The 20,853-nt window shown below is 54.7% G+C and carries 31 protein-coding genes; 21 read left to right on the forward strand and 10 right to left on the reverse strand.

The window, feature by feature from the left end:
* The first annotated feature begins 361 nt into the window (after window positions 1–361).
* From AVO44_RS12380 to AVO44_RS21055, 9 genes are all read left to right on the forward strand, one after another.
* Complete coding sequence (locus AVO44_RS12380) at window positions 362–883, forward strand: hypothetical protein (RefSeq protein ID WP_068337427.1); 522 nt, start codon at window positions 362–364, stop codon at window positions 881–883.
* A gap of 5 nt (window positions 884–888) precedes the next feature.
* Window positions 889–1,215: a hypothetical protein gene (locus AVO44_RS12385; RefSeq protein WP_205626544.1), complete on the forward strand. Its 327-nt coding sequence runs from the start codon at window positions 889–891 to the stop codon at window positions 1,213–1,215.
* Between the two features lie 114 nt (window positions 1,216–1,329).
* Window positions 1,330–2,064 (forward strand): hypothetical protein, encoded by a 735-nt coding sequence (locus AVO44_RS12390; RefSeq protein WP_157769978.1) that lies wholly within the window; start codon window positions 1,330–1,332, stop codon window positions 2,062–2,064.
* A gap of 321 nt (window positions 2,065–2,385) precedes the next feature.
* Window positions 2,386–2,901 carry a DUF805 domain-containing protein gene (locus AVO44_RS12395; RefSeq protein WP_233421982.1) on the forward strand — a complete coding sequence of 172 codons (516 nt, stop codon included), beginning with the start codon at window positions 2,386–2,388 and terminating at the stop codon, window positions 2,899–2,901.
* A gap of 146 nt (window positions 2,902–3,047) precedes the next feature.
* Window positions 3,048–3,338, forward strand: a complete 291-nt coding sequence (locus tag AVO44_RS12400) for a hypothetical protein (RefSeq protein ID WP_068337434.1) — start codon at window positions 3,048–3,050, stop codon at window positions 3,336–3,338.
* Between the two features lie 375 nt (window positions 3,339–3,713).
* Window positions 3,714–4,271 (forward strand): hypothetical protein, encoded by a 558-nt coding sequence (locus AVO44_RS12405; RefSeq protein WP_233421983.1) that lies wholly within the window; start codon window positions 3,714–3,716, stop codon window positions 4,269–4,271.
* On the forward strand, window positions 4,255–4,482 hold the full coding sequence (locus AVO44_RS12410; RefSeq protein WP_068337439.1) for a DUF3955 domain-containing protein: 228 nt from the start codon (window positions 4,255–4,257) through the stop codon (window positions 4,480–4,482). Before AVO44_RS12405 ends, AVO44_RS12410 begins: the two co-directional genes overlap by 17 nt.
* A complete protein-coding gene (locus tag AVO44_RS21050; protein WP_068337442.1) occupies window positions 4,482–4,928 on the forward strand; it encodes a hypothetical protein in 447 nt (148 codons plus the stop codon). The genes AVO44_RS12410 and AVO44_RS21050 overlap by 1 nt, the downstream gene beginning before the upstream one ends.
* 572 nt (window positions 4,929–5,500) lie before the next feature.
* Window positions 5,501–5,677 (forward strand): hypothetical protein, encoded by a 177-nt coding sequence (locus AVO44_RS21055; protein WP_157769979.1) that lies wholly within the window; start codon window positions 5,501–5,503, stop codon window positions 5,675–5,677.
* 52 nt (window positions 5,678–5,729) lie between these two features.
* Here AVO44_RS21055 and AVO44_RS12420 read toward each other — a convergent pair whose 3' ends face one another.
* Complete coding sequence (locus AVO44_RS12420; protein ID WP_068337444.1) at window positions 5,730–6,143, reverse strand: hypothetical protein; 414 nt, start codon at window positions 6,141–6,143, stop codon at window positions 5,730–5,732.
* A 90-nt stretch (window positions 6,144–6,233) separates the two neighbouring features.
* Complete coding sequence (locus AVO44_RS12425) at window positions 6,234–7,382, reverse strand: AAA family ATPase (protein WP_068337445.1); 1,149 nt, start codon at window positions 7,380–7,382, stop codon at window positions 6,234–6,236.
* Between the two features lie 420 nt (window positions 7,383–7,802).
* Between AVO44_RS12425 and AVO44_RS12430 the strand changes: the two genes are divergently transcribed.
* The 5 genes from AVO44_RS12430 (at window position 7,803) to AVO44_RS12445 (ending at window position 9,741) form a co-directional block, all read left to right on the forward strand.
* Window positions 7,803–8,003, forward strand: a complete 201-nt coding sequence (locus AVO44_RS12430; RefSeq protein ID WP_068337446.1) for a hypothetical protein — start codon at window positions 7,803–7,805, stop codon at window positions 8,001–8,003.
* Window positions 8,004–8,326: 323 nt separating this feature from the next.
* The gene (locus AVO44_RS12435) at window positions 8,327–8,836 is read left to right on the forward strand and encodes a hypothetical protein (RefSeq protein ID WP_068337448.1); all 510 of its coding nucleotides are present in this window, start codon (window positions 8,327–8,329) and stop codon (window positions 8,834–8,836) included.
* 3 nt (window positions 8,837–8,839) lie between these two features.
* Entirely contained in the window at window positions 8,840–9,220 is a 381-nt protein-coding gene (locus AVO44_RS12440) for a hypothetical protein (protein WP_068337451.1), read from the forward strand.
* Between the two features lie 40 nt (window positions 9,221–9,260).
* Window positions 9,261–9,434, forward strand: coding sequence for a hypothetical protein (locus tag AVO44_RS21310; RefSeq protein ID WP_169794855.1), 174 nt, complete (start codon window positions 9,261–9,263; stop codon window positions 9,432–9,434).
* Window positions 9,409–9,741 carry a hypothetical protein gene (locus AVO44_RS12445; RefSeq protein ID WP_157769980.1) on the forward strand — a complete coding sequence of 111 codons (333 nt, stop codon included), beginning with the start codon at window positions 9,409–9,411 and terminating at the stop codon, window positions 9,739–9,741. Before AVO44_RS21310 ends, AVO44_RS12445 begins: the two co-directional genes overlap by 26 nt.
* 66 nt (window positions 9,742–9,807) lie before the next feature.
* Here the strand turns inward: AVO44_RS12445 and AVO44_RS12450 are convergent, their stop codons facing one another.
* A complete protein-coding gene (locus tag AVO44_RS12450) occupies window positions 9,808–10,050 on the reverse strand; it encodes a helix-turn-helix domain-containing protein (RefSeq protein WP_068337455.1) in 243 nt (80 codons plus the stop codon).
* A 106-nt stretch (window positions 10,051–10,156) separates the two neighbouring features.
* Between AVO44_RS12450 and AVO44_RS12455 the strand changes: the two genes are divergently transcribed.
* Complete coding sequence (locus AVO44_RS12455) at window positions 10,157–10,459, forward strand: hypothetical protein (RefSeq protein ID WP_068337457.1); 303 nt, start codon at window positions 10,157–10,159, stop codon at window positions 10,457–10,459.
* Window positions 10,460–10,712: 253 nt separating this feature from the next.
* Here the strand turns inward: AVO44_RS12455 and AVO44_RS12460 are convergent, their stop codons facing one another.
* Window positions 10,713–10,976 (reverse strand): DUF2312 domain-containing protein, encoded by a 264-nt coding sequence (locus AVO44_RS12460; RefSeq protein ID WP_068337459.1) that lies wholly within the window; start codon window positions 10,974–10,976, stop codon window positions 10,713–10,715.
* Between the two features lie 267 nt (window positions 10,977–11,243).
* Here AVO44_RS12460 and AVO44_RS12465 point away from each other — a divergent pair, with 267 nt between their 5' ends.
* Window positions 11,244–11,462 carry a hypothetical protein gene (locus AVO44_RS12465; protein ID WP_068337460.1) on the forward strand — a complete coding sequence of 73 codons (219 nt, stop codon included), beginning with the start codon at window positions 11,244–11,246 and terminating at the stop codon, window positions 11,460–11,462.
* Between the two features lie 10 nt (window positions 11,463–11,472).
* Here AVO44_RS12465 and AVO44_RS12470 read toward each other — a convergent pair whose 3' ends face one another.
* Window positions 11,473–11,688, reverse strand: coding sequence for a hypothetical protein (locus AVO44_RS12470; RefSeq protein WP_068337463.1), 216 nt, complete (start codon window positions 11,686–11,688; stop codon window positions 11,473–11,475).
* 243 nt (window positions 11,689–11,931) lie between these two features.
* Here AVO44_RS12470 and AVO44_RS12475 point away from each other — a divergent pair, with 243 nt between their 5' ends.
* Genes AVO44_RS12475 through AVO44_RS12490 form a run of 4 tightly spaced genes read left to right on the forward strand, consistent with a single transcriptional unit; the run spans window position 11,932 to window position 14,122 of the window.
* Window positions 11,932–12,795 (forward strand): MBL fold metallo-hydrolase, encoded by an 864-nt coding sequence (locus AVO44_RS12475; protein ID WP_068337464.1) that lies wholly within the window; start codon window positions 11,932–11,934, stop codon window positions 12,793–12,795.
* 32 nt (window positions 12,796–12,827) lie between these two features.
* The gene (locus AVO44_RS12480) at window positions 12,828–13,250 is read left to right on the forward strand and encodes a YeeE/YedE family protein (protein WP_068337466.1); all 423 of its coding nucleotides are present in this window, start codon (window positions 12,828–12,830) and stop codon (window positions 13,248–13,250) included.
* Window positions 13,250–13,681, forward strand: a complete 432-nt coding sequence (locus AVO44_RS12485; protein WP_068337468.1) for a DUF6691 family protein — start codon at window positions 13,250–13,252, stop codon at window positions 13,679–13,681. Before AVO44_RS12480 ends, AVO44_RS12485 begins: the two co-directional genes overlap by 1 nt.
* Window positions 13,682–13,690: 9 nt before the next feature.
* Window positions 13,691–14,122, forward strand: coding sequence for a protein tyrosine phosphatase family protein (locus tag AVO44_RS12490; RefSeq protein WP_068337470.1), 432 nt, complete (start codon window positions 13,691–13,693; stop codon window positions 14,120–14,122).
* Window positions 14,123–14,212: 90 nt separating this feature from the next.
* On the opposite strand, the gene AVO44_RS12495 is transcribed toward AVO44_RS12490, so the two are convergent.
* From AVO44_RS12495 to AVO44_RS12515, 5 genes are all read right to left on the reverse strand, one after another.
* On the reverse strand, window positions 14,213–15,229 hold the full coding sequence (locus AVO44_RS12495; RefSeq protein ID WP_068337471.1) for a FliM/FliN family flagellar motor C-terminal domain-containing protein: 1,017 nt from the start codon (window positions 15,227–15,229) through the stop codon (window positions 14,213–14,215).
* 77 nt (window positions 15,230–15,306) lie between these two features.
* Window positions 15,307–17,985: a sensor histidine kinase gene (locus AVO44_RS12500; RefSeq protein ID WP_068337474.1), complete on the reverse strand. Its 2,679-nt coding sequence runs from the start codon at window positions 17,983–17,985 to the stop codon at window positions 15,307–15,309.
* A complete protein-coding gene (locus tag AVO44_RS12505; RefSeq protein WP_068337476.1) occupies window positions 17,973–18,287 on the reverse strand; it encodes a hypothetical protein in 315 nt (104 codons plus the stop codon). Before AVO44_RS12505 ends, AVO44_RS12500 begins: the two co-directional genes overlap by 13 nt.
* On the reverse strand, window positions 18,284–18,664 hold the full coding sequence (locus AVO44_RS12510; protein ID WP_068337478.1) for a response regulator transcription factor: 381 nt from the start codon (window positions 18,662–18,664) through the stop codon (window positions 18,284–18,286). Before AVO44_RS12510 ends, AVO44_RS12505 begins: the two co-directional genes overlap by 4 nt.
* Window positions 18,665–18,742: 78 nt before the next feature.
* The gene (locus tag AVO44_RS12515; RefSeq protein WP_068337479.1) at window positions 18,743–20,038 is read right to left on the reverse strand and encodes a helix-turn-helix transcriptional regulator; all 1,296 of its coding nucleotides are present in this window, start codon (window positions 20,036–20,038) and stop codon (window positions 18,743–18,745) included.
* A 205-nt stretch (window positions 20,039–20,243) separates the two neighbouring features.
* Here AVO44_RS12515 and AVO44_RS12520 point away from each other — a divergent pair, with 205 nt between their 5' ends.
* Window positions 20,244–20,780: a LuxR C-terminal-related transcriptional regulator gene (locus tag AVO44_RS12520; RefSeq protein ID WP_068337480.1), complete on the forward strand. Its 537-nt coding sequence runs from the start codon at window positions 20,244–20,246 to the stop codon at window positions 20,778–20,780.
* The last annotated feature ends 73 nt before the right edge of the window (window positions 20,781–20,853 follow it).

Genomic DNA, 20,853 nt, shown 5'->3' on the forward strand with positions numbered 1-20,853 from the left:
CGGTCAATTCCCAGCGCTTAGCCTGCAACTCCGGCGTGTCGAAATCTCGGATCATGGAAGCGTCTGAAGGCATAGTCTGCTGCGGAAATGGTGCCGCAGAGAAGGTCATCGACAACGCTTTCGTTAGAGAGCCATACGACCCTTGGAGTATCAGTGTTGCTTAAGATGGCGATACCATTCGCGCGATGACGTCGCGCAGCTTTTTCGATCACAGCCGCCGACAGGGTTCCAGTTCGGGCTGCTTGGCGAAGAACGGTCGAAATTCCTTGTCTTCAGTGATGGTGACGAAACTAAATCGAATTCGGTGACAACTCCGGCGAACCATGCAGCGGAACCTTAGGTACATGATGGAGAATCGAAAATGGAGACTAAGATAGCCAGAAAGAGCAATCGCGACGATGCCCGGAAATGGGCGTTCTTTCTCTGTACAATCTTGACGGCATTCAACACTGGTCCGGCAATTGCACAAGATTGGTCTGCGCTGCCGGCGCAGTTGGCCGAAAAGGTCGAAGCCGCCCAAAGGGCTTGTTCTGAATTCGAGAACGGACAGTTCGCCCTGGAGTTCGGTGCGGTTCGCCGCGTGGATCTGGACGGAGACCTCCAGCGGGACTGGGGGCTGGACGAAAGTGGATTCTCGTGTTCGACCGCTGCATCACTCTATTGTGGTACAGGCGGTTGCATGTCCCATTTCCTGATCGAGGATCGTGCGTTTTCGCTTCTCAATCAGGGTTGGGAGATGGCGAACATCGGCCCGTTCCGGGTGCTTCTGGCGGATGTGCATGGCTCGCAGTGTGAAGGTATCAACCCAACGCCCTGCATCGTAGCCAGCGCATGGGATTCAGAAGAAAAGGTGTGGCGCAGCACGCGCGCTGAGTGGGAGTAGCGTATTTGAAACGACACCTCGAAATGATTATGCTCTATATCGGCACCATCGCATCGGTGCTGGCTGTTGCGGGATGCGCTGAAACCACTCCTGAGGTTGCCACAAGCGAATCTGATCCGGAATTGATCTTCGTCCGCGGCTACAGAAGCGCTGCTGATGATTGCCGCCTCGTTGGCGAAAGCGCTTTTACCCTCGATTTCTTAGACGACGCTGCCGATCTTGTAGCGTGTTCGACCGGTTCGACGGATATGGATGAACTCATGGCACAGACTGGTGTGCCAATCCTGACCCAGACGAACAGCTACACATTATTCAGCGTACCGCGAAGGTAAGAAACATCCATGTCCGCGTCCCAATTCATTTTTTCTTGCGTTCCCACAACAATGGCAACCATTACAAGAATCACGGCCACTGCGAGGAGTGCAACGACATCTTTCAGAGAAAAGTTGTCCACATCGTTTGCCATCTCACTATTGGCTGCAGCTGTGATCGGGAACAACGCTGCGGGGGATCCTATACCCGAGGGTCCACCTGGCGACATTGGCACCTTGACCGAGGAAGACTTCATTGTCGATGGATCTGCAGGTGGCGCAAAACGCTTTACCTTCACCAATGGCGAGCGAAGCCTGTATTTCATCCCCATGATCCATATTGCCGAGCAGCCTTTCTATGATCGTATTGCCGCTGAGGTCGAACGCCTCAAGCTAAATGGAGCGGACCTCTATTACGAGTTTATCGACTTCGACACGGCCAGCGTCGCCGACAAACGAAGGATACGCGCAATGCTGGGCATGCTGCCCTCGCCGGCCTTCTATGCCGAGAACGTGTCGGACGGTCTTGTTGCACAGGACAACGAGGCTTTCCTTGGCTTCCCAGGTGGTCAGGATGTGAACGTGGATCTGACACCAGCACAAATCGCAGACGCCTATGAAATGCTGATTGGACCACTCGAAATCAGCGAAGAGAACCTGTCGACGCCCATGAGAGACTTCGTTCTGCCGACTGCGGACCCTGCGCGGGTCACGCAGATCACAGTTGACGCACGTAACAGACACTTGGCAGCCGTGATCGATACCGCTCCGGGTAACGTCGTTGTCCTCTATGGCGCAGCGCATGGCGCGGGGACCCTGCAAGAATTGCGGGCTCTCGATCCCGAATGGCGGCGCGCGCCCACATTTTGACCGGCCGACCCCACGTGACAGTTTAGCATCGACGCCCGAGAAAGAGTGCGTGCGTCTTCGCGTCTGGTTTACCCTAGAAGCGTGCTTCACTCAAAGAGCAAGATGAGGTGACACGGAGGCCAAGGTATGGGTAGGGTTTACTAGGTGCATTTTGTACTTCCGCTACAGGGAAACCGAGCGCTGCTTCAGAGAAGATTCTAAGGTGGCTAATTTGGACACTCACCGGTTTTGAGGGAGCAGTGCCAAGGCGATTGACTAAGCCGTGGAGTAGGGTCCATGATTTCAGAGAGATCGGGCCGCCGCTCTAAGGAGTTCGGAAATATGGGATTTGTTCAAGCAACCAAAACGTGCTTTGGAAAGTACTTTGTTTTTTCCGGGCGTGCAGTGAGGTCTGAGTACTGGTGGTTTGTGCTGTTTGTTGTTCTCGTAAGCCTCATCTTTGCAATCGTCGACGCATCAATCTTTGGGACGGATCCCGAAACCGGACAAGGCATCCAAGTCCTGACCCCAATTTTTCAGCTGGCCGTTCTAATACCCATGCTGGCTGCTGGATGGCGTCGACTGCACGACACAGGTCGACCGGGCTGGTATTTGCTTTTGCCTGCAGCACTAAGCATCGCGACTGTGCTCATGCTGTTCAGTGGCATCGCAGTGTTCTCTGCGCTCGAGCAAGGCGCGAATGATCCTGAAACTCTGAGGGGCCCAGCGGCTTTCCTCGGTGTCACCGGGTTGATGGTTGTCGGTATTCTGCAACTCATACTCACAGTGCTCATGATCTGGTGGCTAAGTCGACCGTCACAAGAAGGCGATAATGCATACGGTCCCGCTCCAGTTTGACGCTATGACGCAGACTTGGTCAGAGGTTTTGCGGGGACTAAGTAAAGTTGCTTGGGAGAATACTAAGGAAGAATCTACGGTTTGCCTGCACAGGTCTCGCTATTCCGACTGTCTACAACCAACAGAATCAAATTAGGGGGGAAAAAGTGTCTAACTATTCAAAAATTGGCTTTGCAGTCTTCGTTGCAACGGCTGTCGCAGGTTGTGTCGAGACAACGCAACCCGGCTCTGGAGACGGTGAAGCTGTCGCGCGCGCCAATTGCGTCGCGGATGTCAACTCTACCGTCGGTGTCACCGGTTCGTCAGTGAACGACGTTACTCGCCTTGAAGATGGCTTTAGCCTGCTCATGAACGTACCCGGCGCACAAAATTTCTGGGTCTGCGAGACGACTCCGTCCGGCGCTGTCACGTCCGTGTTCTTCATGGGTGAAGGATAAGCTCTTTGAAGCGGACGGTCTAAAGAGCCGCCTATTCCAAGAGGAAAAAAGATGTGAAGCGGGTGTAGCTTTGGGCACTAGGTTGATGAGTCAACTGGCTCTCACGAATTTGAACACCGGCAGCCGCCGGTTCCGCTCTCTACAATAATGAGGTCATAAATGAACAGGCTTTCCATATTATTTACGTCCTTTTTGCTCGCTGCTCCATTGTCGGCAATGGCAGATTGGCAGTTTAGTTCAGGCCCAAGCCCTAATGCATTCATTCAGGCGAACAATATCACTTTAGAACTGCAATGCGACCGCATACGGTTTGCTCCAGCAGGCTATGAAGACAGCCAGGACATCGTGAACAAGCAGGGGCTTTCGTTTCGATTCATGAGCAACGGCACAACTGAAGTCGGTGCGTTTCAGGCCGGGCGGGCCAACAGTTCCTTCCGGGTTGTGGACAATTACCCCGTAGAAATTGAGTTCAATGACGCCAATGACTACGTGTTTATTCTGGATCAGATTGCCGCTAACGCGACGCTCAATCTCTCTATGACCGATCAGGACATTTCGTATGCGATCCTCGAATTGAAGGGGTCTTCGGCGGCCATCCGTTCGTTGAAACGCAGTTGTAGTAACCTCGCCTCGTCGGGTTCAGGTTCCCGTCCGGAAGCACCTGAAGGCGTAGTCTACTGCGGTGGGGGCGGCACTCAGCGACAGATCGAATATGCCATTGTCGACACCGGCAGCGACTGGGACGCGCGTGTTACGGTCAACGGTGAAACGATGGACGCAATGACGTCCTACAGCTACTTCGGCAATGCAGAGCCGCCGCGTGGCTTTATCGTCGCTCTCTTGGGCCAGGACCGTTCCGAGTTTCTCGTTTTTGAAGATGGTTCAGAGCGTTGGATCGAATACGGAGACTATCGATATGATCAGTGCAACTAGGCGCGCCGCGAAAGTGACCCTGATCTCGGCGCTGTTCTCTTTGACCATTGGTGCGGCTTTATGGGTCCTCTATTGGGTGCAAGGTGTGCAGATTGACGAGGACGGAGTGCTGCGCGAAGCGTTTTTCCTTCTCGGCCTTGGGTGGATATTCACCTTAGGTGCAGTGGCGATGCTTCTGACGTCGCTGTTTCTTTATTTTTGGAACCGTTAATGCGGCTCTTCGCCCTAGTCGCGGCGATGGTAGTGCTGGTGACTGCCGCGTTCTGGGCGGGCGCGCGTGTACAGCTGGCCGTACAGGAGGACAAGTGCCTGGACCTCGGCGGTGGAAGACATCCAGGGGACTACCCGGTATGCGTGGTAGAGCGATTTCCTGACTGGATTTCCATCGGCCCGATTGCTCTATTGCCTGCTGCTGTCCGCGAAATGAGCACCGAAGAGACCGGCAATGAGCAAGTGATACTTCGGCTCGAGCTAAACGAAGACGCTGCTTTCGCCGTGGCGGGCCTGACAAGGGCGAAGATCGGAAAGGACCTTGAGCTGCGAGTTGGGAACAGGATGGTTAGCGCCGTGACGGTCAGAGAGGAGATCGCGAACAGGCGATGGAACCTCATCCTTCCCAAGGAGGCCGCCGATCTTGCGGTGCGTGAATACCAATGACTCTGCTAGCGCAGCTTCCTGCATCGAAATAGAACAATTGTGCGGGTCTGCTAGAGGAAAATCTATGGTCGAAAAACTTAGATAGCACTCTCTGCCGCAGCCTTGATCTTCAGCTTTCTGCTTCTGGCGGGATGTGCAGATCCCGTCCGGCAAGGCGGCGCGTGACCGGACACCCTGTCGGTGGTTTTGGATCAGGGTCCGCCCAGCAATATCGAGCGGCTCAACGATGGTCGGCGAGCATACCAGTGGATTGTCGAATTCACAGGCACGCAACCGATTGTAACCAACACAACGTCGAATGTAGAAAACGACATTTTATGTTCTACCCTAGCGAATACGTCATCTACTACGTTCGAGCCCTATTAGTATCGTTGCCCTTATTCTTTGATTGCGACGCCGCAGGGATATAAGTGGGCCATAGAGGGGCTTTTCAACGGGCGACCCAGATGTAACTAACCTTGCACCGATTTAGGTTATGCAGAATACGGCCCGAAGATCATCTTAGCCATGGAAATAACGGGAATCTGCACTCATCATTGAGATTTATGGAATCATCAAATGACGGAAAACCTATGAACTATGATGTCGCGCACGCGCTTGCTTCTGGTGCCCTACTTTACGCCACCTATTGGTTAATGCAGCTTACCGGTGTCCTTGACGGAAAGAGCAAGGGAAGACAGCGGCTGACACTTGCGGTCGCCTTTGCAGTCGTTATTCTTTTGCTAAATCTGGTGTGGCCAACCGCCTGATGAGTTTCCTTTAAGACTAGCTCACGAAGTCGCCGGGAGAGCGCTACCGCATTCAGCTCTCAGGAACCCATCCGCATAAAGTGTAGATCTGGTAAGTGGAGGTTTCTTCGTCTGGTGAGTTTACAACCAGCAGCCTATTTTTCTCAAGCGGGGTCAAGAGCTGGCGGTAAGAATAGGTTGCACCGTCAAATGAGCAGGCCAGATCAACGATTTGCACAGCGGTTCCGCGAAGAGCCTGAACTTGAGCGTAAGCACAAGACCCGTCGTCCGATTTGCGCCCCTCGTCGTCATAGATGACGTATCCGGCACGAAGGTCCCCATATTCCTCCGAAATCCGCGCGCCTTCCGCGCACGAAAGACCTTCCGGGACATAGAGTCCAGAAAAATGAACCTTTTCGGCCACTACAATCGATGAACTTAAGCCATACAAGATAGCGGCAAGATGTACCGTAGATTTGGAAACCATGCGGTTATATCACGCGCGAGGTCAGTGTGGGTCAAGGCGATTCCGTGTAACGCACAACTCAATCACGCGCTGTTAGCACTTCCCTAAAGGCTATCGTTTGGGCCACGACCAAGGTATGGGTTCCGCCGCTTCGACAAAGGTTTCCCCAGTGGCTTTGCCGAGGTGATGCGTGAGCGCATTACCCTTGCTCAAAGCTTTGGCTAACGCTCGGTTGTGAGAAACGACGATGATCTGACTTCGCGCGGAGGCTTCTTTGACCAACCGAGCTAGAGGTGGGATTAAGTCAGGATGCAGGCTTGTTTCGGGCTCATTTAGGACCATCAGGCTAGGAGGTCGTGGCGTCAGTAAGGCCGCCACGAGGAGCAGGTATCGCAGGGTCCCATCCGACAATTCCGCAGTGCTGAGCGGGCGCAGCAACCCGTGCTGCTTCATTTTGAGGCTGAATAACCCACCTTTCGCATGAACCTCAATTGAACTTCCCGGAAATGCGTCCATGATGGTCTTTTCAAGTGTTGCCAGATCGCCGATTTCCCGAATTGTCTCAATAGCTGCCGCCAGGTCCGAGCCGTCACTCGCAAGAATTGGAGTTCGGGTGCCGACCTGTTGCCTTCTGGCCGGGGCCTCACGATCAGTCCGAAGTTGATCATAGAACCGCCAATTCCGCATACGGTCACGTAAATGCAGCAGCTCTAATGCGTTATTCGGATCGGCTGCGTGGGTCATCATACTGTCAAACGGTGGAAGGTTAGTGGCCGCCTGGTTCCAAGAACCGTACTCCGACCGAACCCGTACACACGGGCCACGGCGCTCTGCAAGCGCGTTGTGTCGGCTCAATGTCTCGCCGATCCACAATGCTTCGGACTTGATCTCAGGATCATTAGAAAAGGCTGAGGTTTCTGCTGGCAATCCAAGCTCGACTGCGTACCCGTAGTCTTCGGACGCAAAGCCAAGCCTTAGGCCGACTGGTTTGCTCCGAGTCGTTCCGGTGATGGGCACTTCACCCGTTTTCATCCCTCGAGACAGCACTTCAGGCCCCGCCCACATTGTGGAGCCCAACCCTCCTTCAGACGCGAGTGTAGAGATGACACTACCTTGTGACACCTCGCCCAACATTCGAAGCGCGCGATACAGCGACGACTTTCCGACCCCATTGCCACCGGTAATTACCGTCAGGGGAGCAAGTGGCAGAACCAGATTTCGGAGGGATCGATATCCGGCGACAGCAACTGTAACAAGCATTTTAGACTTCCCGGCTCCGCCGATTCTGCTGGCCACCGGTTGTAGTGCCGCAATCCTAGTTATAACAGTGCTTTGTCAGTGTCGAGCGGCGCAAAATGAGCAGACGATACCGCATTTGGTATGGCATAGGCGTTACTTTAATCCCCTTGGTCGTTCTGATTGTCGAGTACTTTGATATCCACTCATAAACCTATCGAGGAATCCCGCAAGGATTTGGATCAGAGCGAGACTCCTCGCGATCTGGTATTGCCTAGGATGATGATGAAAAGAATGATCCGCCCTCGAAGTATCTGTCTCATTCTTTTTAGGAATCGTATATTTCAACCGAACGGGCGTCCGTGTCGAGTTTCTGGAGCCTTTGCAACGCACCAAACTCAGAAATCGAGTATGAATGGCGATACCGAGTTAAGAACCTAACTGATGATAACCTACGTATTTCCGTCGGATATGAACTCGTTGGAAAACATGATCGGTTTTTTTGCGACTTCTGACGCCTACGAAGATGCCAAACCCGGCGAAACGGTGGAGATCACTGGCAAGGGCCGTATCGACTATTTCGACGCCAGACAGGTTTTGGGTTCAAGTTGGGGAATTCGTCGAAGGCCAGTTCCTGGATCGTAGCACCGAGAGACTACAACGAGCACAGGGTTTGCCGCAAAACAAGGACTCAGGCACAGTGTCCGCACGGGGGTAACCGGATAGGATTGTGCCCGCGGACACATCTGAGTGTGGCATGAAAGGCACTTCACAACTGTGACGTCTTGAGCTATGCCTAAGCTATGACCTGCTGTGTACACCAATTGAGCACCCGAATAACTCGCTGATTCAGCGAGCCTTTGGGAGTGCCATGGTGGGCCAGGAGTCTTATAAGCTCTTTACGCCAGATTAGCGTCGACGGTGAGGGATCATGCCCCTCCACTCCTACCATTTAGGAGGAGTCCGTCATGTCGGATAGCAATATCGGCGTCGTCGATTATGACGACATCAAGAATTCAGTTGAGAAAGAGCTGGGCTACACGCCCGACGGCTGGGCAGGTCTGGTCACGGATCTTTTCCGGAAGATCAAGGAGCACTGCGACAAGCAGGAGATCGAGTATCCTGTGGTCTCTCAGATCAAGCAAAAGTTTGGCCAGTTGCGTATCTATTTCGGGACTGTGGTTAAGGACGAGCGGATCGACAGCTTGTTTCAAACGACAATCGAACGAGCCAATCACAGCTGCGAAAAGTGCAGCAACGCAGCCCAGGTGCAGCTCGTAGAGGGCTTTGTCACAACGCTGTGCTGTTGGTGTGCGCATGAGCTCGTGTCGTCCAGGCGTCCGCAGAGTAAGCGCCTTTTCGGAGATGGGCGGCCTGTGAAGGATAGGATGGCCTGCAATGTGTGTGGCTATAGGGGGCAGATCGACCGGACTGATGAGCACGGACGTTGCCCTGCTTGCGTTAAGAAGAATTGGTGAAACATGCTCAAAGTCGTTGTTTTTGTGAATGAGAGAGAGGTTGCCAGGGCTCACCTGAGCAACATCAGCGACCTCGCTGATATCTCCGACTATGAAGTCCAAATGAACGAAAGAGAATGCGCCAAGCTCGGCATTGCAGAGCGAGGCATCAAGGACGAGATCCTGAGCCACAAGCGCAAGCAGACCGTCTGGGCTTTGGTCGAGAAGGCCGCAACGCTCTGGATACGGAAAACAGGTGAGCGAGGTGATGAACTGACCAGGGCATTCCTGGCGAGGAAAAAGGCCGAGTTTATCGCCGGGCGACTGCCGCTGTCTGATCCGATCACCGCAGAAGAGATCAGGGCGCGCAAAGTGTATGATGAGAATGACGATGAGAGTGATTGAGCCGGTTTACACCGAGACTGAAGATCCGCGTTTTTAGCGGATGACATTTGCCGTCAGAAACGGCGAAAGCGGCCGGTGGTTTCCCATCGGACCAAAGGATTTCCCAGACCTGACTTATGAAGAGATGACGGAAGAGCGGAGCTCTGAGATCATCGACGCGAAGGCGGAGTGGCTGAAAGGAGGCCAAAATGAATGGGATTCATTTGAGACCTGAAGATATTGCCTATGGTTGGGCCGTTTGGCGAGAGCAAATGGTCCTTCAGCTCGAAGACGATGATGCACCAGAGTATATCAAGCGAAGCGTTAGGGAGTGGTTTTTCGAGGAATACGAGAAAGCTACCCTCCGCGGCATGGAGATGCCCTGCCCTGATTTCTTCGAAATCCGGTGGACCGGCAATGATGGTCTCATCACGCAGCATGAGGACACGCGTACGGCAGGTATCCTGGCATCGAGGCTGCAAGCGAAGCTCAAAGCCAACGTCATTCAAATCGAGAAGTTCCTTGAGCGGTGGCAGTTGTGACTATTTTCAGTGTTGTTTTCAGCGACAGATTCGCTGTCCAAAGGTTTACCGAGAAATCGCTATTTGCTACTCAGCCTCTTCTTCAATTTCGGAAACCAATTTGGTCAAAGAAAGACCAAGCGCGCCACTAAGAAGTTGTAGTGTTCCGAGAGTTGGTTGGTGGTGGCCGGATTCCAGAAGTGAGATATATTGCATGCTTCGGTTAGCCTGGGTGGCGAGCTCTAGTTGCGATAACTTCTTGGCGAGTCTGTGACGGCGCAAAACTCTGGAAAATGCTGCTAGCAATTGGTCTTCTGGTTCGTTCGCCATGTTTTGACAAATCGCCCACGCAACGCTAGTCGTCTATACAGTATACTTTGAATCTCAGAGTAAAATCCAACAGCACAAAGGTTTGGCAAAAAGCGAGGGCCGTTACATGGCGGAAAGAGTTCATCTGACAGAAGCCCAGATGATTGAAATACTGAACAGACTGGAAATACGCTTCTTGGAGCGACTGACTCTCGAAAAAGACCACAAGACTTTTGTCAAACCGCGCCTTGCTTCGGGTGAAAAGCCAGCTCGAAACGGTGGTAGGCCAAGGTCTCAGTATGTTGGGCAACTGCATCTATCGATTTTGGAAGAAGATGAAGCCTGGTTCAAAATGACTGCACAAGCCAACAACCTACAGTACGGAAAGTTCTTCACGTACTTACGACAAATCTTCGAGCAACACGGTTAGGTTCGTACTCGAAGAAATTGAAAATCCAAACTAGCTTTTCTGCTTGGTACAGGCGCGGAAGTTTAAATGGGTATTCAATCCAAATACCCGTTAGTGATTTGAAAGGATAACCGCACTGCTACCTGGGGCTGCGATGGTTGATGTCTCCGCCCCAGATAGCAGTGCTATGTCGCGCTTCTTTGCATTCGCCAGCCTCAATCACCACGCCATGGGCAAGTGACCTGAGTCTCAGGGCCGGTTCATAGACTCGGTTTTAAGTCATACCAAGAATTTCTTTGTACATCTCGATAACGGCTTCTTGCTCTGCAATATCGTCTTTGTCTCGTTTTCTCAGAGAAATGATGCTGCGCAGGGCCTTCACGTCATAGCCCCGAGATTTACTTTCGGAATAAACTTCCTTTATTTGATCGGCGATGTCTTTTTTCTCTAGTTCCAAACGCTCGATACGCTCAACAAATTGGCGAAGCTCACCGGCGGTGACTTTGTAGTTTGCTTCTGCGTCTTCGGTCATGCTCATCTTGCTGTTCCTGATACTGGCCTGTTGTGGTGAAGGAATTCCTGCTGCACGTCATGTATTCCGCTTACTTCATGTTCCTTAAGAACAAAAATCCGACTGGGTTTCAGTAGGGCTTCGGGCATCCCCTGGTTTCAATGCTGCAACAGCGGGTATCACGCCGGATACAATGCCACTGCCTAAGCCGCAAGCATCCAATCCTACCGCACTTGTGAATAAGCGGGCGATCCGCTAAGCGCTGACGGCAATGATACGCAAATGTGGGGAACCATGTTCGAAGTCATCACCTGGGGCGGTGCCGCCCTTTCACTCGCCGGGCTGCTGGGCCTCGTTTGGTGTATCCTGCGTGTGATGAAAGCGCGCAGATCCGGTTTGTCAGACGACGAACTGCGCGCAGTTGTTCAAGGTGTTCTGCCGTGGAACTTGGCGGCTCTTTTTCTTTCCGTGATCGGACTGATGGTCGTGATCGTTGGAATATCCTTTGGCTAACAAGCTGTAGTCAGACCGGCAGATTATCGAAACGCGCTTCCATTGCGTCTTCGCACAATGCCGCGTCCAGCCGACGCAAGCGCGACGGCACATGCACCCCTTGCTGGCGCATCCTTTCGATCACCTTGGTGACACTCGGCTGCAAAGCAAGGCGCGTGTCGAGGCTTGCACCGTTCAGCTTTTTCTCAAGCTGTTCGGCTTCGGAATACAAATTTACTGCTGACATAACATCCTCCCAATAACGTTATCGTACCCGGAAACTGGTAACTGTTTTACGACTTGGTTACCCTAGGTCAATTGCGCGCGGAATCCCGCCGGTCACACGCGTAATCAAAGCACCCAGATACAGATTGTTTAAAATTTACTCGAAATGCGCGCTCCTTGCTTTGACCGGCATCAAACTGCGTAGTGTTGATCGCAACAGAATCTGCAACTAATACTTGATTAGACTCCGGCGGCTGAGGACCATATGACACCGAAAGTGAAGCCTTTTTTTGATCCAGACACGTTTACGGTTTCTTACATCGTGCAAGAACCCGAGGGGCAAGGTTGCGCAATTATCGACAGCGTTCTGGATTTCGACCACGCCTCTGGTCGCACCAGCACACGATCAGCGGATCAGATAGTGGACTATGTTCAGGCGAATGGCCTGCGGGTGGAATGGATACTCGAAAGCCATGTCCATGCCGACCACCTGTCTGCAGCCCCCTATCTACAGCAGGAACTGGGTGGAAAAATCGGGATCGGTGATCAGATCGTGACTGTTCAGGAAACCTTTGGGAAAGTCTTCAACGAAGGCACCGAGTTCCAGCGCGATGGCAGCCAGTTCGACGCCTTGTTTCGCGAGGGTGACAGCTTTCACGTTGGTCAGATGCGCGGCGACGTTCTGCACACCCCTGGCCATACACCCGCCTGTCTGACTTATGTCATCGGGGATGCGGCTTTTGTCGGTGACACCTTGTTCATGCCCGATTTTGGTACCGCGCGTTGTGACTTCCCGGGCGGGTCATCCGCAACGCTGTTCAACTCGATCCAGAAAATATTATCCTTACCGGATCAGACACGTATCTTTGTCGGCCACGACTACAAAGCACCGGGGCGCGATGACTACGCGTGGGAAACTACGGTAGGCGAACAGAAAGCGTTGAACGTTCATATCGGACAAGGTCGCTCGATCGAAGAATTCGTGGAAATGCGCGACGCGCGCGACGCCACACTGCCAATGCCACGCCTGATCCTGCCGTCATTGCAGGTCAATATGCGTGCAGGCCAAATGCCGCCAGCAGATGAAAAGGGCAACGTGTTCCTCAAGGTGCCTTTGAACAAACTCTGAAACGCTGGCTGCGATCTCACAAAGGAAGAAGAATGCAAACTGAATGGATTTTAGGCCTTGGCGGAGGCCTTCTGATTGGGCTGGGCGCTGCAATCTACCTGCTGGGCAATGGGCGCATTATGGGGGCAAGCGGCATTCTCGGTGGTCTGATCGACGGCAGCGACCGCTCGCTTGAAAGGCTTGGTTTTTTGGCCGGTCTTATCGGCATGCCCTTGTTGCTGCGTCCACTGATCTCGCCTGCGACTGAAACTCATCTGACCGGGAATATCACAATCGTAATCGTCGCGGGCCTGCTGGTGGGGCTGGGAACACGCATCGCCAATGGATGTACGTCGGGGCACGGTGTCTGCGGCATCTCAAGGCTCTCTTTCCGTGGGATTGCCGCCACTCTCGTCTATATCGCGGCCGGAGGCGTAACAGTCGCACTGCTGCGCCATGTCTGGGGGCTGATCTGATGCGCATGTTGATTTCGATTCTGGCCGGGTCCTTGTTTGGCACAGGTTTGCTGATCTCAGGCATGACGGACACGACAAAAGTGTTGGGTTGGTTGGATGTTTTTGGCAACTGGGACCCAACGCTTGCCTTTGTAATGGGCGGCGCAATCATTCCAATGCTGTTTGCATGGCGATTGACGACAAACCGTCAGCCTCTGACCGGCGGTCATTTTCCACCAAAAAGCACACCTGAGATGAATCGCCGCCTGATCCTGGGGTCAACCCTGTTTGGAATGGGCTGGGGTCTGGCAGGGCTGTGCCCCGGCCCGGCGCTGGCATCGCTCAGCTATGGCGGAATCGGCGGTGTGATCTTTCTGATCGCTATGATTGCAGGAATGGTTGCGGCCCCATCGGTTGGTGCCCAACTGGACAGATCAGCGAACCCGGCCTAAGCAATACTCATGGAGATTCGCCCAATTACACCCCGCTATGCTGTCTCGCCGCAAATCACGGTCGAGGACGTTCCAGCAATCGCCGAAGCCGGCTTTGTAAAAGTGATCTGCAACCGCCCCAATATCGAGGTTCCGGCGAGTCTGCAGTCGGACGTAATCGGAGAAGCGGTACGCGCGGCTGGTATGGAGTACGAAGTTCTTGAGCTGACTCACCAGACGATGACACCCGAGAATGTAGCCCTGCAACGCGAAATGGCCGAAAACTGTGACGGACCAGTTTTGGCCTATTGCGCCTCGGGCACGCGGTGTTCTGTGGTGTGGGCGTTGGGTCAGTGCGACCAGATGAGCACGGATGACATCCTGCGCGCTACCACCAAGGCGGGTTATGCGCTTGAAAACCTGCGACCGATCCTTGATCAGAATCGCGCCGGTACGGATTGATTTAGCTGTGACTGCCCGGTTCGGTTTCTGATGTAGCCAGCTCTGCAAATTGCGCAGGATCAACAAGCAGTTCATCTGACTCGGTAAAGTTCAGGTCAGGTTCAATGCGTTCATCGCAGGTGGGTCGAACAGGGCGGGCACCTGCGCAACCTCAGTCTGTATGGGCATCTCGGGTTCGTTGTGCGGCACCATAGACGAAGGTGAATCTGAAAACTCCTCATTCTCGGATTGCGGCAGCGACGCTACGTTCACGTATTCATTCAGGCGCACCGCACGCATTCCACTGCATTGTCCCAAACGTCCAATTGCAGTGCGCGTGCGGTCGATTGTCAGCACTTCGGCATGATCCAGCCTTGATCCTGTCAATGGCAGGACATCACCAACCACAAGGTCCGACAATGTCGCCAGTGGAAGTGACATACGGCAGATCACTGTATTGAGTTCAGCCCGTAGTACTCCCGACGCCTGTTCAAGTTTGGGGCCGTTGTCCTCTGGCAGGTCTGGGTCGTTTTCCTCGTCAGGGCGCTCCGGCAATAAGATCGAGACACGCCCCTGCCGTAGTCCACCGCCCAGCTCAATGGTCAATTCAAACGCTCGATATACGTCTTCGACCATCGCCAAGGTCAACGTACGCAGATCAGAAAAGCGCGCAGCAAATTCATACCCGGTTAGAATGGATTGATCCGCCGATGCATCCACAAGTTCTACCGCCCGCGAAAAAACGTCTTCGATCAATGGGGCCACCATTGCCCCGTCCGTATGCGTAAACACGCGGGGCGCAGGATCGTCAGCCAACATCTCTCCAAAAGTTTGCACTTGTACAATGGCCGCAACGACACCAAGCTCCATGCAGACTGATGCTGCCTTACCGTTACGATCCACAAATCGTAGCAACAGCCAGTCTTCCCCGATTCCATCCGTTAGCGCATCTGTTGATCGACTGGACTGCTTTGCGCCGATTACAGCCAACGGCAGTTGCAGCCGGTCGCTGGCTGCGCGGGCAAAGGCCAATCGTAGCGCGCGCATGATTGAACGCGGCTTTTCTTCCTGCTCTTCCCGCCCTACCGAAAGCTTGCGCGCCAAAGCTGCGCTGACCGTTTGCGTCATGCCCGAATCCGCTGTGTATTGCTGCGTCTGGCCTTGGGTCTAACCCAGCTCTGGTTAAGAATAACTTTACATCTGTGTCACTGAGCGGCCTGCTGATACGCCAATGGCAACCTCACACGGAATGCCGCACCGCCCTGCCCGGGTAGATACATGATCTCACCGCCCAGACGCTGCATGATCTCGCGGCAAATCGCCAGTCCCAGCCCTGCGCCGCCTGCCTTGTCTCCGCCCACGCGGGCAAATTTCTCAAATACCACCGACCGCGAACCGGGCGGGATACCGCTGCCGTTGTCAACAAAATCGATCACCACATGGCCACCCACATCATGGGCTGAAATCGTAAGCTCTGGCTCATCTGCGTCGCAGTATTTCAGGGCATTCGAGATCAGATTGATGAATACCTGACCCAGCCGGTCCAGATCGGTTTGCAGCGGGATACGCTCGGCTGCCTTTGTTCGACGAACTGTCAGGGTTTTACTAGTTCCAGCAAGCGTGCTGGAAACCGCCCGATCCAGTACAGAACGCAATGTATCATCGCCCACATTCAGGCTGACGCGACCGCTTTCCAGAACGCTCAGGTCCAGAAGATCGTCCAGCAACCGGGTCAGGCGCAAAGCCTCATCGTGGATGATCGCGGCATAGCGTGTCTGCTCTTCGGGGCTAAGCTCGTCAGTATCGCGCATGATCTCAGAAAAGGCACGGATCGAGGTCATGGGTGTACGCAGCTCGTGGCTGACCTGACTCAGGAAACTGTCCTTTTGTTCCGAGATTTGCGTCAGTTTGGTGTTGGCCTCGCGCAATTGCCGCGCGGTACGGGTAAGTTCGGCAGACTTTGCTTCAAGCTGACCGGAATACTCTAGCAACTGTGCGGACTCGTCAGCCACGGCCAGCAGGTCCTCAACCGATACGGACGAGCCGCCAACGATCTGACCGATCATCGCATGCGCGGTCGCAGCCCCGACAGACCCGCTGAGCTCGCGCTCCAAGCGTTCGAGAAAGGCCGGCGTGGGCTCGGGCAGACTAGCCCTGCCACCTTGCTTTTCGGCTTCGGCCTGAAAGAACTCGTGCGCGGGGCCTGCACCCAGAATACGCTGGGTCATGATCATCAGATCTTCGCTCTGCGCCACCGAACCGGTCCAACCACGCGGCGCGACGGAATGATCAAAGACGTTGACGAATTGTGCGGCCTGCAAACGCTCTAACGGGCTGGGGAAGCTCAACAAAGAGGCTACGCAAAACGCGATTGTATTCAGTGAAAGGGACCACATGACCGTGTGCACCATCGGATCCATCCCTTCGATGCCGAACAATGCCTGTGGACGCAACCAACTCAAGCCAAATGGGCCGCTGTGGAGAACAGACTCGGGCATCAACACGCCGCCCATCCCCGGCAGCAGCAGAGTGTAGATCCAGAGCAAGAACCCGACCGTCAAACCCGCAAGCGCGCCGGTGCGTGTTGCCCCGCGCCAGAACAATCCACCAACCAAGGCCGGCAGTATCTGCGCAATGCCGGCGAACGCTATCAGTCCGATCGACGCCAAAGCCGCGCCGCCACCGGACAAACGATAGTAGAAAAATCCCAGCGCCATAATCACGGCAATCGATATGCGCCGTGCAAGCAAAACGATATGTCGGACATCACCAGATACGGACCCCGACCCTCCCTGCGTGCTCAGCCATATGGGCATGACCACGTGGTTCGAAACCATCGTCGACAGCGCCATCGCCGTCACAATGACCATCGACGTGGCCGACGAGAATCCGCCAATGAATGACAGCATCGCCAACCAGTCATTGCCTTGCGACAAAGGTACCGTCAGCACAAACAAATCCGGGTTCGAGCCTTCGGGCATAATGTCCAGACCGACGACGGCAATCGGCACCACGAAAAGACTGATAAGCAGCAGATACAGGGGAAAGGCCCAGGCGGCAGTCCTCAGGTGTCCCTCATCCGTGTTTTCGACCACCATCACCTGGAACATGCGAGGAAGGCAGACAAAGGCCGCTGCGGATAGAAAGATGAAGGTTGTCCAGCGCCCCGTATCGACATTCCAGTGCCCGATCTCAGAGGCATCGATGCGGTCCATCATCGGACCAACGCCCCCCGCGACACCCCAGACAACAAAAGCGCCAACGGCAAGCAGGGCAAACAGCTTGACCACGGACTCCAGTGCGATAGCCGTCACGACCCCGTGGTGACGCTCATTCGCATCCAGGTTTCGGGTGCCAAACAGGATCGCAAAAACGGCCAGGCCAGCTGCAACCCAGAATACACTTGAGCCTTCGCGGTAAAGGCCCGAAGGGTCGGCGTCGGCGAATATTGAAAACGACAATGTAATGGATTGAAGCTGCAGCGCGATATAGGGCGTTCCACCCAGTACCGCCAGAATGGTCACGCAGATCGCCAGCGTGTTGGATTTGCCATAGCGCGAGGAAATTAGGTCAGCGATAGACGTCACCCGATGGCTGCGCCCGACCCGCACCAGTTTTCGAAGACCCCACCACCAACTGATCATCACCAGCGTTGGGCCGAGGTAGATCGTCACGAATTCCAGCCCTGACCGCGCGGCATTGCCCACGGCGCCATAAAACGTCCACGCCGTGCAGTAGATCGAAAGGGACAGCGTATAGATCAGCGAAGACCGAAGCCATGCCCCCTTACCGGCTGCTGCCAACCTGTCTGCGGCAAAGGCCACACCGAACAGCAGCACGACATACCCTAGGCAAACCAGGATCAGAACGTTCAGCGTGGCCATTGGTCCGACCCGGGTTTGGATTCGTCTTGCGCCGACATGCGACGAGCCGCAAACCCAAAAACAAGGCTGGCGACGATCAGACCAACCCAGCAGGCAAAGATGTAAAACATGGCAGAAGACAACGGCACCGCTTGCTGGCGGTTCGGATCATCCGGCCAAAGCAAAGGAACAGCCAGCAACGCTGCCCCAAGAAAGGGCAAAAGCCGCGCCGCATCCGTCAACCTGCGGCGGCGATAGCTTTGCCGCTCAAGAAACAGCGAAGGCCGCGCACCTGAGGGCGGTCGGTCTTCGTGCGTGCTCATGACTGTGTCGCCTGTGCATGCAGATCGCGTACAGCCGTCAGCATCTCTGAATTGGAAAAAGGTTTGGTCATAAAGCGGCTGACGCCCGCATTTTCGGCCATCTCGCGGTCGCGGGTCTGGCCACGCGCCGTCAGCATGAGAACTGGCAATCCTTGCATGTCCTCCAACTCACGCAGGTCGCGTAGAATCTCCATCCCGCTTTTTCCCGGCAGCATCACGTCCAGAATCAATAGGTCCGGGCTTGCCACCCGGATAACCTGCAACGCGTCCGCGCCTTCTGCATGGGTTTCCACCTGCCACCCTTCGCGTGTCAGCAGGAACCGAATAGCCTCGGCGATGTTGGGTTCATCCTCAATTAACAGAACCTTACGGCTCATGACTGTCTGTCCTCCCCGTGACAGGTCATTGATTGGACGACCTATCCACGTCAGCTTACGCGCGATGTCGGGAAACTGTCAAAAACCTTCGCTCAGAATCGACGGCTCACGCCGGGACGAACAATTGTCGTGGGGGCACACCCTGCAACTGGGGCCGACGCGCGCGACGGCCTGCGCATCCTGCGCGACATCCTCAACCGAGCGCACCAGCATCACCGAACGATAAACCGGAGCCTGGTCAAACTTGGATCCCGGTTGCGGCCAGGCGTAGGCGTAGCAATCGAAGACAGCCGCTGCCCGCCCAAGCTGAGCGACGCGTTGACGGATCGGGACCAATGGCCTGTTCAGCGCCTGAAACAACGGCCACAAGGGGCAGGCTTCGCCAAAACGTGGCATGGCGAATCCGGGAACCGATTTGCTGAACAGAATACTTCCGGATGCGTCACACACGACCAAACCGGTTGGGCGGCCTAGATACCCGTCCGGTAAGGTCGCAAGCCGACGCAGAACCGTTGCAACATCCACCGAAAACCGGGATGCCAGCTGCAGTGGATCAAGCGGTGCCTCCGCCAAAGCGGCCTGCACATCCTTCAACGGCATCGCCCGTGCGTCTGCGGCATAAATAGCAAGGAAGTCCTGCGTCAGAGATTTCGCCGCTGCCGAGTCCAGTTCGGACAGGTCGACGTCCGCCGCTGCTCCACCGTGCTCGATATCGTTGAAATGATGGTTGTTGGCGTCAAAAAACGCCTCGACGTCTTCCTGCGGAACACCGCGGTGATCCCCATCAGAATCGCTGTTGTCCAGATAAGTGACCAGAGATTTCGAGCTGTCCGCCAGACGTTCTGCATCCTGATGCAGGTTTTTGTGAAATCTGTCCCGCCACTGCGGCTCGATCTCTTGGGTGTCAGCCAGAATCGCAGCGGTTGAGCGAATCGCAGCAGCGGTCGACAAAACCTCATGCATGGATGCGGCCAGATGCGGATCATGCGTCAGACGGTCAGACAGCGTTTCAACCGTACGCTCAAGGGACACGACCCGGCGGTGCATTTGCGCCAGAACGCCCGCCCATCCGGGAAAACGGCCGGCGAATTCCTCTAATCCGTCCAACTCTGCCTTCTGCCCGACGGAATCCGCCGCAGCCTCGCGCAGCGCCGAGATCAAAGTCGCCTCGATACCCCGCGTCAGCACCGAAGGTTCCACCGTCAACGCCGATGCGATATCGACCAACAGTTTGCCACCAATCCGCCGGCGATTGTGTTCGATAAGGTTCAGGTATGAGGCCGAAATCCCAACCTGCCGCGCCAGCTCGGCCTGCCGCAGACCGGCAATCTGCCGCCTTTCCCGTATACGGCTGCCTGTCAGAGTATCGCGCATGCTCTCGCCCCTCCCTTAGCGAAACCATCCGTTGGGATCATCCCGTAATTTTCAGAACTCTTGTTGTATTTGTATTATTTAATTACTTATTTTCATAGTGCATTTACAGGCTTAACAAACTGAAACACGACTCCGCACCACAACCCAGGCCAGAATCTGCGCACCACCCCTTCTATTTTCGATGAATTACCGGCACGATAGCACGATGAGCGATCCCGCCTTTGAATATGCCCCAATCGGATTGGTCGAACTGGAAAACCGGGTCATCCGGCGGTGCAATTTACAGTTCGCCCGTACCTTTGGCGGTGAAGCCGCAGACTACCGCAATATGCCGCTGCTGCACCTTTACCCATCTGTCGCCGATTGGGAGCGTATTGGTGCCCGCAGTCTGCAAGTGATGCGTGATACCGGATATTACACGGACGAAAGGGTCATGCGGCGGCGCAATGGTGGTTTGTTTTGGTGCCGCGCGCGTGGGCGCTCACTAACGCCCGATGATCCGTTCCGCCATGGAATCTGGAGCTTTTCCGACATTTCCGAGGAACGTCCGCTGGTTGAACTGACCGCCCGCGAACGCGAGGTCGCCATCCTGTCCTGCCGTGGACTGTCGGCAAAAGAAATCGGGGCAGAGTTAGAGTTGAGTTATCGCACGATCGAAGCTTACCGAGCGCGCCTGCTGGAGAAATTCGGCGCCCGCAAACTGCCCGAACTGGTGGCGAAACTTTCGGGTATGCCGCTTTAACCCCTTTTGCCTTGCGAGAACCTGAAAAAACCGCCTTCCCACAAGGCCAGACTGCGCTTTTCATGACCGGGCG

Origin of the sequence: Ruegeria profundi (assembly GCF_001507545.1) — a bacterium.
GTDB lineage: Bacteria > Pseudomonadota > Alphaproteobacteria > Rhodobacterales > Rhodobacteraceae > Ruegeria > Ruegeria profundi.